The 10,834-nt window shown below is 72.3% G+C and carries 8 protein-coding genes and 1 pseudogene; 5 read left to right on the top strand and 4 right to left on the bottom strand.

Annotation, left to right across the window (positions count from 1 at the left end):
- Together ACSNOH_RS08495 and ACSNOH_RS08490 are read left to right on the top strand one after the other, a co-directional pair.
- Positions 1-1,048 (top strand): annotated as a pseudogene (locus ACSNOH_RS08495) (TerD family protein); the annotation flags it as partial.
- Between the two features lie 122 nt (positions 1,049-1,170).
- Positions 1,171-2,187, top strand: a complete 1,017-nt coding sequence (locus tag ACSNOH_RS08490; protein ID WP_436720598.1) for a TerC family protein — start codon at positions 1,171-1,173, stop codon at positions 2,185-2,187.
- Between the two features lie 36 nt (positions 2,188-2,223).
- On the opposite strand, the gene ACSNOH_RS08485 is transcribed toward ACSNOH_RS08490, so the two are convergent.
- The 3 genes from ACSNOH_RS08485 to ACSNOH_RS08475 form a co-directional block, all read right to left on the bottom strand.
- Complete coding sequence (locus tag ACSNOH_RS08485) at positions 2,224-3,507, bottom strand: MFS transporter (protein ID WP_436720604.1); 1,284 nt, start codon at positions 3,505-3,507, stop codon at positions 2,224-2,226.
- Between the two features lie 288 nt (positions 3,508-3,795).
- A complete protein-coding gene (locus ACSNOH_RS08480; protein WP_436720597.1) occupies positions 3,796-4,452 on the bottom strand; it encodes an MBL fold metallo-hydrolase in 657 nt (218 codons plus the stop codon).
- Positions 4,453-4,502: 50 nt separating this feature from the next.
- A complete protein-coding gene (locus ACSNOH_RS08475) occupies positions 4,503-5,195 on the bottom strand; it encodes a maleylpyruvate isomerase family mycothiol-dependent enzyme (protein ID WP_436720596.1) in 693 nt (230 codons plus the stop codon).
- Between the two features lie 248 nt (positions 5,196-5,443).
- Between ACSNOH_RS08475 and uvrA the strand changes: the two genes are divergently transcribed.
- Positions 5,444-8,356, top strand: a complete 2,913-nt coding sequence (gene uvrA, locus ACSNOH_RS08470) for an excinuclease ABC subunit UvrA (RefSeq protein WP_436720595.1) — start codon at positions 5,444-5,446, stop codon at positions 8,354-8,356.
- A 143-nt stretch (positions 8,357-8,499) separates the two neighbouring features.
- Positions 8,500-8,952 (top strand): Rieske (2Fe-2S) protein, encoded by a 453-nt coding sequence (locus ACSNOH_RS08465; RefSeq protein WP_436720594.1) that lies wholly within the window; start codon positions 8,500-8,502, stop codon positions 8,950-8,952.
- 18 nt (positions 8,953-8,970) lie between these two features.
- On the opposite strand, the gene ACSNOH_RS08460 is transcribed toward ACSNOH_RS08465, so the two are convergent.
- Entirely contained in the window at positions 8,971-9,957 is a 987-nt protein-coding gene (locus ACSNOH_RS08460; protein ID WP_436720593.1) for a hypothetical protein, read from the bottom strand.
- Between the two features lie 236 nt (positions 9,958-10,193).
- Between ACSNOH_RS08460 and ACSNOH_RS08455 the strand changes: the two genes are divergently transcribed.
- Positions 10,194-10,820, top strand: a complete 627-nt coding sequence (locus ACSNOH_RS08455; protein ID WP_436720592.1) for a papain-like cysteine protease family protein — start codon at positions 10,194-10,196, stop codon at positions 10,818-10,820.
- Positions 10,821-10,834: the final 14 nt, after the last annotated feature.

Raw genomic sequence — 10,834 nt, 5'->3', positions numbered from 1 at the left:
CCGCTCGGCCGCCGCCTACCGCAGCGCCGTCGACTTCGCGGAGTCGCGCCTGGAGCAGGAGCTGGACAAGGTGCTCTCCGACCCGGCCACGAGGGTGGGCCCCGCGGCCGACGCGGCCCGGGCCGAGGCCCGCGCCCGGCAGGCGAGCCTGGTGGAGCAGGCCCGCGCCGTCCTCGACCGGGACCTGGCCCAGCTCACCGCCGAGGCCGAGGTCGTCGAGCACGCCCTGCCGCCCGCCTTCGCCCGCTGGGACAGCCCGGTCTGGCAGGGCTACCAGGTCCCGCTGGAGACCCCCATGGCCCTGCGCCTGGGCGACCTGCACCTGCCGGAGCGCACCGCCCTGCGGATCCCGATGCTGGTGCGGCTGCCGCTGGAGCGCGGCCTGTGGATCGACAGCGGCCGCCCTTCCGGGCTGCAGTCGGCGGTCGTGGACGCGACCGAGCTGCGCCGCCTCGCCATGGAGACGGCGGTCGCGCACGCCGCGCGCATGCTCGCCGTCTATCCCGTGGGCGACTTCACGGTGCACGTCATCGACCCGGCGGGCGCGGCCGGCGCGGCCCTCGCGCCGCTGCTGCAGACCGGTGCGCTCAAGGAGCCGCCCGCGGCCGGGGCGCAGGGCGTCTCCGCGCTGCTGGAGCGGCTGACGCGCCGCGTCGACCTGGTGCAGATGGCCGTGCGCAGCGGCGCCGCCGACTCCCTCCCGCCGGACGTGGACACCGCCGAGCAACTGCTGATCGTCAACGACTTCCCGCACGGCTTCGACGACCGCGCGGTCAACCAGCTGCGCTACCTCGCGGACGAGGGCCCGTCCGTCGGGGTGCACCTGATGATGGTCGCCGACCGGGAGGACGCCCGGGGGTACGGGCCGGTGCTCGATCCGCTGTGGCGCGCCCTGCTGCGGATCACGCCGGTCCCCGACGACCACCTGGCCGATCCGTGGGTGGGGCACACCTGGACGTACGAGCCCTCGCTCGTGCCGGCGGGCAGCGACGTCGTGCGGCAGGTGCTCCAGCGGGTGGGCCAGGCGCGGCAGGCGTACGGCATTTAGCAGGTAAAGCGGCTCTGAGCTGGGGTTTTTGGTTTTTCTTTACTGTTCCTTGGGTCTTCCTGTACCGTTTTGGGGACTGGCGCCGGCCCGTCGCCGTGCCCGTACGACGCACCGGAGGAACAGTGGACGTCTCCTTGACCCTGTGGGCGCTGACCATCCTCGGTCTGTGCGCCCTCGTCGCCGCCGACTTCTTCATCGGAGGCCGCAAGCCGCACGAGGTCTCCCTCAAGGAAGCCGGCATCTGGACGGCGGTCTGGGTCGCCCTCGCCGGCCTCTTCGGCCTCGGCCTGCTGGTCTTCGGCGGCGGTCAGCCGGCCGGCGAGTTCTTCGCGGGCTTCATCACCGAGAAGTCGCTCAGCGTCGACAACCTCTTCGTCTTCGTCCTGATCATGGCGAAGTTCGCGGTCCCGCCGGTCTACCAGCAGCGCGTGCTGATGGTCGGCGTGCTCATCGCCCTGGTCCTGCGGGCCGTGTTCATCGGCGCGGGCGCGGCGATCATCGCCAACTTCTCCTGGATCTTCTACCTCTTCGGCGCCTTCCTCATCTGGACGGCCTGGAAGCTCATCCAGGAGGCGCGCTCCGGCGAGGAAGAGGAGGAGTTCGAGGAGAATCGTTTCCTCAAGCTGGTCGAGAAGCGCTTCCCCTCCACGGACCGCTACCACGGCACCAAGCTCTTCGTCGTGGAGAACGGCAAGCGCCTGATGACGCCGATGCTGATCGTCATGCTGGCGATCGGCACCACCGACGTCCTCTTCGCCCTGGACTCGATCCCCGCGATCTTCGGCCTGACCCAGGACCCGTACATCGTCTTCACCGCCAACGCCTTCGCGCTGATGGGCCTGCGCCAGCTGTACTTCCTGATCGGCGGCCTGCTGAAGAAGCTCGTCCACCTGTCGTACGGCCTGTCGGTCATCCTGGGCTTCATCGGCGTCAAGCTCGTCCTGCACGCCCTGCACGAGAGCGGCGTGGGCGTCCCCGAGATCAGCATCCCGGTGTCCCTCGGCGTGATCTGCGCGGTCCTGGTCGTCACCACGATCACCAGCCTGCGGGCCTCGCGCAAGCAGGCCGAGGCGGAGGCTCTTGCGGCCGCGGCGGCCGCTGCGGAGGGCGAGGGCGCCAAGGACGCGGCTCGCGTCTGACGGCCCCGCCCGTACGCCTCAGGAGGCCGTTCCCGCTCAGGCGGGGGCGGCCTCCGCCGCCGTTCCGGGCGCCGCGGCCGGCCGGGTCTCGGGCAGCAGGGCGAAGCACCCGAGGCTGACGAGGGCGACGGCCACGAGGTAGCCCGCGACCGCCCAGGGAGGGCCGGATCCGCGGGCCAGCGCCGTCGCCACGACCGGGGTGAGGCCGCCGCCCACGACCCCGGCCAGGTTGTAGCCGACCGCCGCCCCCGTGCAGCGCACCCGGGTCTCGAACAGCTCCGGGAGGTAGGCGGCGACGACGCCGACCACCGCCGCGAACGGCACCGCCGCCCCCGCGAAACCCAGCACCATCCACGCGGGCCGGCCGGTGTGCAGCAGGGCCATCAGCGGGACCATCCACAGGGCGAGGCCGGCGCTGCCGGCCAGGCACAGGGTGCGCCGCCCGTGGCGGTCGCCCAGCACTGCGAAGAGCGGGATCAGCAGGGTCGACACGCCGACGCCCGCCATGATGCAGCCGAGCATGACCGTGCGGCCGACCGCCAGCCGCTCGGTGCCGTAGGCCAGCGCCCACGTGCTCATCGCGTAGTGCACGGCGTAGACGAGGGAGAGGCCGCCGGCGGTGAGCAGGACCGGCCGCCAGTGGCCCCGCAGGACCTCGGCGAAGGGCCGGGCGGCCCGGGTGTCCGTGGCCTCCAGCGCGCGGAACTGCGGCGTCTCCGGCAGCCGCGAGCGCAGCAGCAGGCCCACCGCCGCCATGAGGCCCGCGCCCCAGAACGGCACGCGCCAGCCCCAGGCCAGGTAGTCCGCCTCGGCGAGCCCCGCCGACAGGACGAGGGCGAGGCCGTTGGCCAGCAGGAACCCCACGGGCGCGCCGAGCTGCGGGAAGCTGGTCCACAGGGCGCGCCGGTGCGCCGGTGCGTGCTCGCCGGTCAGCAGCACCGCCCCGCCCCACTCCCCGCCGAGCCCGAGGCCCTGGGCGAACCGCAGGACGAGGAGGATCAGCGGCGCCGCGACGCCGATGCTGTCGTAGGCGGGCACGAGTCCCACGGCGACCGTGGCCAGGCCCGTCAGCAGCAGGGAGGCCAGGAGGACGGGACGCCGGCCGTGCCGGTCGCCGATGTGGCCGAAGAGCACCGAGCCCAGCGGGCGGGCGACGAAGCCGACGCCGAAGGTGCCGAAGGCGGCGAGCGTGCCGAGCAGCGGGGAGACGGTGGGGAAGTACAGCGGCCCGAGGACGAGGGCCGCCGCGGTGCCGTACACGTAGAAGTCGTAGAACTCGATGGCGGTGCCGGCCATGGCGGCCAGCGCCAGGCGTGGCATGGAGGGCGCGCGGTGCGGCGCGGCGTGCGGCGGGTGCATGTACTGCCCAACATCCAGCCGGCAGGGAAGGCAACGGGCGCGTGGGGGTGCGACGGGGGGCGCGGAGGCGTCGCACATTATTTTTGTCCGGATTTGCGGAGGTATTGCCATCCGGTGCGAGGAGGAGTAGCTTAAGGAATTGAGGCCGCCGCATCCGGAGGAATTTGGATGGACGGCCTCACTGCATGCCCGGGCCCCGGCCCGGGCTCGCTGTGTTTCCGGGGCTGCGCACCCACCGGGCGCGGGTGATCACCAGCCGCGTTCGCGCCACTCGGCGAGGTGGGGCCGCTCGGCGCCCAGCGTGGTGTCCGCGCCGTGGCCCGGGTAGACCCAGGTCTCGTCCGGCAGCTCATCGAAGAGCTTGGTCTCCACGTCGTGGAGGAGGCTGGCGAACGCCTCGGAGTCGTTGTGGGTGTTGCCCACGCCGCCCGGGAAGAGGCAGTCCCCGGTGAACACGTGCGGGTGGCCGTGCGGGTCGTCGTAGACCAGCGCGATGCTGCCCGGGGTGTGGCCCACGAGGTGGCGTGCGGTGAGCTCCACGCGGCCGACGCGGATGACGTCGCCGTCGTCCACCGGCACGTCCGTCGGTACGGGGATGCCCTCGGCGTCGGCACGGCCCGCGTAGGTGGTGGCGCCGGTGGCCTCGGCCACCTCGCGCAGCGCTCCCCAGTGGTCGGCGTGCCGGTGCGTGGTGACCACGGAGGCGATGCCGCTGTCGCCGATCAGGCTGAGCAGGGTGTGCGGCTCGGCCGCCGCGTCGATCAGCAACTGCTCGTCCGTTGCGCGGCAGCGCAGCAGATAGGCGTTGTTGTCCATGGGTCCGACCGCGACCTTCGAGATCATCAGGTCGGTCAGCTCGTGCACGTCGGCCGGTCCGCCGACCTTCACCGCTCCGCTGTACGTCATGACGCCAGCCTATGCCTTCGCCCCCTTCCCCCACCTTTCTCCCGCCCCCGCTACAGCGGGGGAAGGACGGGCAGCGGGGCGCCGCCCGCGTCCAGCGCGGCGCCCTTGTCGCCGCGGCCCGCGAGCCACGCCAGCAGGCCGGCCGGGGAGCCGGTGACGGTGACCGGGCCGCCCTCCGCGGTGCCGCCCGTGCGCCAGCTCCTGCCGTCGTCGGCGACGAGCGTGACGGCGGGGATCCCCGGGCGGGCCGACCAGCGCTCGGCGAGGAAGGCGATCTCCCGGCCGGTGAACTCCTCCGGCAGGTCCTCGAGCTCGTAGCCGGCGTCCAGGTCCACCAGGTGCAGCTCCAGCTCGATCCAGCGGCGGAAGGGAACGCGGGCGGCCCGGTCGGTGACGCCGTTGCGCATGACGACGGTGCGGGTCCAGTCGGCGGGGAGGGCGGCCTGGGCGCTCAGCCGGGCGGCGCTCTCGCGCAGGTCGGCGAGGTGGGCGTCCAGGGGGCGGCCGGCGTCCCGGGCGATGTCCCCGTCGCGGGACTCGGCGCTCGCGTACATGGGGCGGCCCGCCAGGACGTTGACGAGCGCGTCGGCGTTGCGCGCGACGTGCGCCATCACGTGGCCGCGGGTCCAGCCCGGCAGCCGGGAGGGCGCGGCGACGGCGGCGTCGCCGAGCTTGCCGGCCGCGCTCAGGAAGCGATCGGTCGCTTCGCGTACAGATGCCAGGTCGCGCACGTGGTCGATCATGCGGCCGACGATAGCGCCGCCACTCGTCCGGGTGAAGGTGGGAGACTTCGGCCGTAATTCGAATGTGCGTGCTATAGGCTCGGTAGGGCATCGCATCCGACAACAACGCGGCGGCCCCCATACCCTGGAGCGGGGGCGCGCGCCCCACTGCCCCGGGATTCCTCCCCGGGATCCGCTCCCGGGAGGGGCTCCGAAGGCACAGGAGCGGGCCCCCACCGATATCGCTCTCAAGAAAGGTGCCGACCGGCGTGGCTGACCGTCTCATCGTCCGTGGCGCTCGCGAGCACAACCTCAAGAACGTCTCGCTCGACCTCCCCCGCGACTCCCTGATCGTGTTCACGGGGCTCTCCGGCTCGGGCAAGTCGTCCCTCGCGTTCGACACGATCTTCGCCGAGGGGCAGCGCCGTTACGTCGAGTCGCTCTCCTCCTACGCACGGCAGTTCCTCGGGCAGATGGACAAGCCCGACGTGGACTTCATCGAGGGCCTCTCCCCGGCCGTCTCCATCGACCAGAAGTCGACCTCGCGCAACCCGCGCTCGACGGTCGGCACCATCACCGAGGTCTACGACTACCTCCGGCTGCTGTTCGCCCGCATCGGCAAACCGCACTGCCCCGAGTGCGCACGCCCGATCTCCCGCCAGTCCCCGCAGGCGATCGTGGACAAGGTGCTGGAGCTCCCCGAGGGCAGCCGCTTCCAGGTGCTCTCGCCGCTGGTGCGCGAGCGCAAGGGCGAGTTCGCCGACCTCTTCTCCGACCTGCAGGCCAAGGGCTACAGCCGGGCCCGGGTCGACGGGCAGACGATCCAGCTCTCCGAGCCGCCCAAGCTCAAGAAGCAGGAGAAGCACACCATCGAGGTGGTCGTCGACCGCCTCACCGTCAAGGACAGCGCCAAGCGCCGCCTGACCGACTCGGTCGAGACCGCCCTGGGCCTGTCCGGCGGCATGGTCGTCCTGGACTTCGTCGACCTCCCCGAGGACGACCCCGAGCGTGAGCGGATGTACTCCGAGCACCTCTACTGCCCCTACGACGACCTGTCGTTCGAGGAGCTGGAGCCGCGCTCCTTCTCCTTCAACTCGCCCTTCGGCGCCTGCCCCGAGTGCACCGGCATCGGCACCCGCATGGAGGTCGACCCCGAGCTGATCGTCCCGGATCCGGAGAAGTCGCTGGACGAGGGCGCGATCAGCCCCTGGTCCCACGGCCACACCAAGGACTACTTCAGCCGCCTGGTCGACGCCCTCGCCGACGCCCTCGGCTTCCGCACGGACATCCCCTGGGCCGGGCTGCCCGCGCGCGCCAAGAAGGCCCTCCTCAACGGCCACAAGACCCAGATCGAGGTGCGCTACCGCAACCGCTACGGCCGCGAGCGCGCCTACACCACGGCCTTCGAGGGCGCGGTGCCGTTCGTCAAGCGCCGCCACTCCGAGGCCGAGAGCGACGCCAGCCGCGAGCGCTTCGAGGGCTACATGCGCGAGGTGAACTGCCCCACCTGCGAGGGCACGCGCCTGAAGCCGATCGTGCTCGCCGTCACCGTGCAGGGCCGCTCCATCGCCGAGGTCTCGGCGATGTCGATCAGCGAGTGCGCCGACTTCCTGCGGGACATGACGCTCACCGGCCGCGAGAAGAAGATCGCCGAGCGGGTCCTCAAGGAGGTCAACGAGCGGCTGAAGTTCCTCGTCGACGTCGGCCTGGACTACCTCTCGCTCAACCGCGCCGCCGGCACCCTCTCCGGCGGCGAGGCCCAGCGCATCCGCCTCGCCACCCAGATCGGCTCCGGCCTCGTCGGCGTGCTCTACGTCCTGGACGAGCCCTCCATCGGCCTCCACCAGCGCGACAACCACCGCCTGATCGAGACCCTCGTCCGCCTGCGCGACATGGGCAACACCCTCATCGTCGTCGAGCACGACGAGGACACCATCAAGGTCGCCGACTGGGTCGTGGACATCGGCCCCGGCGCCGGCGAGCACGGCGGCAAGGTCGTGCACAGCGGCCCCTTGAAGGAGCTCCTGAGCAACAAGGAGTCGATGACCGGGCACTACCTCTCCGGCAAGAAGGCCATCGCCATACCGGACGCCCGGCGCCCCGTCGACCCCGGCCGCCGGATCACCGTCCGCGGCGCCCGCGAGAACAACCTGCAGGACATCGACGTCTCGTTCCCGCTCGGCGTGCTCACGGCCGTCACCGGCGTCTCCGGCTCCGGCAAGTCGACCCTGGTCAACGACATCCTGTACACGCACCTCGCCCGCGAGCTGAACGGCGCCCGGGCCGTGCCCGGCCGCCACACCCGCGTCGACGGCGACGACCTGGTCGACAAGGTCGTCCACGTCGACCAGTCGCCCATCGGCCGCACCCCGCGGTCCAACCCGGCCACGTACACCGGCGTCTTCGACCACATCCGCAAGCTCTTCGCGGAGACGATGGAGGCCAAGGTCCGGGGCTACCTGCCCGGCCGCTTCTCCTTCAACGTCAAGGGCGGCCGCTGCGAGAACTGCTCCGGCGACGGCACCATCAAGATCGAGATGAACTTCCTGCCGGACGTGTACGTGCCGTGCGAGGTCTGCCACGGCGCGCGCTACAACCGGGAGACCCTGGAGGTGCACTACAAGGGCAAGTCCATCGCCGAGGTGCTGGACATGCCCATCGAGGAGGCCCTGTCCTTCTTCGAGTCCGTGCCCACCATCGCCCGCCACCTGCGCACGCTCAACGAGGTGGGCCTCGGCTACGTCCGCCTCGGGCAGTCCGCGCCGACGCTCTCCGGCGGCGAGGCCCAGCGCGTGAAGCTCGCCAGCGAGCTGCAGAAGCGCTCCACGGGCCGCACGGTCTACGTCCTGGACGAGCCCACCACCGGTCTGCACTTCGAGGACATCAACAAGCTCATCTCGGTGCTGTCCGGCCTGGTCGACAAGGGCAACAGCGTCATCGTCATCGAGCACAACCTCGACGTCATCAAGACCGCCGACTGGATCGTGGACATGGGCCCGGAGGGCGGCAGCGGCGGTGGCCTCGTCATCGCCGAGGGCACGCCCGAGGACGTCGCCTCGGTGCCCTCCAGCCACACCGGCAAGTTCCTGCGGGAGCTGCTCGGGGACCGGGTCAGCGACGCGGTGCCGCTGCCGCGGAAGAAGCCGGCGGCCAGGAAGAAGGCCGTGGCGCGCCGGGGCTGAGCGCCCTGCCTCCGGCGCCGGGCGGGCCCTCCTCCCAGGAGGGCCCCCCCGCTGCGGTGCGGCGGCCCGCCGGGCTGCGGGCGGCTCCCGGGCGCCGGGTAAGGTCGGTCCGCAGTCACCCCGAGTCCAGCGCTGGAGCCCCCATGAGCACCCCCTCGTCCCCGCAGAGCCCCGCCGAGCGCCCCTGCGCCTCGCGCCGCACCGTGCTCCGGGGCGCCGCGCTCGCGGGCGTCGCCGGGCTGGGCGCCGCCGCGTGCGACGGCAAGACCGGCCCCAAGGCCGCCCCGGTGCCCACGGCGCCGGTGGACCTGGGCCCGGCGGCCGACGTGCCCGTCGGCCAGGCGCGGCTCTTCCGCGAGCAGCGGCTGATCGTCTCGCAGCCCGTGCAGGGCCAGTACAAGGCGTTCAGCGCGGTGTGCACGCACGCGGGCTGCGTGGCCGACAAGGTCGACAACGGCAAGGTCCGCTGCCCCTGCCACGGCAGCGAGTTCGACGCGAACACCGGCAAGGTCCTCCAGGGCCCGGCCGGTGACCCGCTGCCGTCCGTGCCGGTCAGGGCCACCGGCGGCAAGCTGATCGCGGGCCCCGAGGCGTAAGGGTCTTGGGCCGGCGCCTCACGCCCACTCCCAGGCGATCCCCACGATCCCCGGTCGTACGCACGGCTCCACCAGGTGCACCATGCGGTGGCGGCCGGCCAGCGTCAGCTCCTGCAGCCCGCCGCGGGGCGCCGCCGCCGAGCTGCGGGTGAAGCGCAGGCAGCGCGCGGGCAGCGCCGCCGCGTCGAAGCGCACCTGCAGCACGTACTGCCCGCCGGCGAAACTGAAGCCCCGCACGTACTCGCCGCTGGGCCCGGCCGTGCCGTCGTCGAAGCCGTAGCCGAAGACGTGGGTGTCCCCGGCCCGCAGCCGGGTGTCGAAGAGCAGCTCGGCCACCAGGACCCCGGCTGCCGTGTGCCACCGGACGCGCCCCACGCGGCAGTTCTCGTTCGCCCGCACCGCCACCCGGCCGGGGTCGCAGCCCTCGTCCCCGTGGTGGATGGCCAGGTAGCGGTCCACGCCGTCCCGGTGCGCGCGCACGACGTGGTGGGAGTCGCGCCCCCGCAGCTCTCGGCCCGCCCCGATGCGGACCCGCTCCAGGTGGCAGACGGTGTGCAGGCCCCCGTCGGGGGGCGACTCCAGCTCGGCGAGGAGCCGCTCCAGCGCGCGCGACTCCTCGACCAGGGAGCGGTAGGAGCGCGCGGCCGGCCGCGCGGCGCCGGCGGCCGGGGCGGCCGGGTCCAGCAGCCGGGTGAGGGAGTGGGCGGGCAGCTCCAGGACGTCCTCCAACACCCGCACCGCCCTGAGCGACTCCGGCCGCTGCGGCCTGCGCGCCCCCTGCTGCCAGTAGCTGAGGCTCGTCACGCCGACGTGCACGCCGCGCTGCGCGAGCCGGTGCTGCACCCGGTGCAGGGCCAGCCCCCGTACGCTCAGCGCCGTCCGCAGCGCCACGTGGAACGGACCGGTGCGCAGGGCGCGGGCCAGCTCGGCCTCGGCAGCCCCCGACCCGGCCGCCCCGGCTTCATTCCCTCTCCCTGCGGCTCCGCCCGGCCGTGTGCGCGCCATCCGTTCCCACCCCTGTGCTCTGTGAATATTCACAAGCGGTGAATGCGGCGGGGCCCGCCGGACCGCTGTGATCCGCATGGCCGGGCAACGGACGTTCACATCCGGTACGCCTCGTTCACACCGTCGGCTCACCGAGCATTGAAGCCGGTTGACCATTCACTGACAACTCCCTGATGCTCCTCACCAGCGTCCGGACGCGCCTCCATCACCACCCCCCCGCCTCGGGAGGAACGTCCATGTCCCGTGCATCGGCACAACTGAACAAGCCCGGAAAGGCCCGCATACGCGGCAGACGGCTGTCCACCGCAGCCGTCGTCGCGGCCGCGCTGCTCGCCGTCCCCACCACGGCATCGGCAGCCGGCGGGGAGCACGCGTCCCTGCGCGCCTCGAAGAAGCTGAACATCACCATGCAGGCCCAGCAGAAGAGCAACTGGTGCTGGGCCGCCTCCGGCAACACCATCGCCACCTGGTTCGGGCGCAACTACACCCAGAACCAGTTCTGCAACGCAGCCTTCCGCCGCCAGCAGGGCACCGAGTGCCCCAACAACCAGGCGACGCTGGGCAACGTGCAGACCGCCTTCCAGTGGGCCGGCATCAACCCCGGCTCGTACGTGAGCGGTTGGCTGCGCTACCCGACGGTCCAGAGCGAGGTCAACGGCAACCGGCCGATCGAGACCCGCATCCAGTGGTCCTCCGGCGGCGGCCACATGCACGTCCTCTACGGCTACGACGACGCGAGCGGGTTCGTGTACTGGGGCGACCCCTGGCCCTCCAGCAACCGCTACAACTGGGCCTCCCACGACTGGTACGTGAACAACAGCAACTTCTCCTGGACCCACTCGCTCTACCGGATCGGGGCGTGACGTCATGACGGACC

The sequence above is a fragment of the Streptomyces sp. URMC 127 genome (assembly GCF_051386535.1).
Taxonomy (GTDB): domain Bacteria; phylum Actinomycetota; class Actinomycetes; order Streptomycetales; family Streptomycetaceae; genus Streptomyces.
Note: the sequence above shows the minus strand (reverse complement) of the source record. Positions and strands in the feature narration are given on the sequence as shown.

Bases quoted from the DNA above. Each gene is read 5' to 3' on its own strand.
- ACSNOH_RS08485 (WP_436720604.1), bottom strand. From the start codon at position 3,507: ATGCCACGCCTGGCGCTGGCCGCCATGGCCGGCACCGCCATCGAGTTC.
- ACSNOH_RS08480 (WP_436720597.1), bottom strand. From the start codon at position 4,452: ATGACGTACAGCGGAGCGGTGAAGGTCGGCGGACCGGCCGACGTGCAC.
- ACSNOH_RS08475 (WP_436720596.1), bottom strand. From the start codon at position 5,195: ATGATCGACCACGTGCGCGACCTGGCATCTGTACGCGAAGCGACCGAT.
- ACSNOH_RS08465 (WP_436720594.1), top strand. From the start codon at position 8,500: ATGAGCACCCCCTCGTCCCCGCAGAGCCCCGCCGAGCGCCCCTGCGCC.
- ACSNOH_RS08460 (WP_436720593.1), bottom strand. From the start codon at position 9,957: ATGGCGCGCACACGGCCGGGCGGAGCCGCAGGGAGAGGGAATGAAGCC.
- ACSNOH_RS08455 (WP_436720592.1), top strand. From the start codon at position 10,194: ATGTCCCGTGCATCGGCACAACTGAACAAGCCCGGAAAGGCCCGCATA.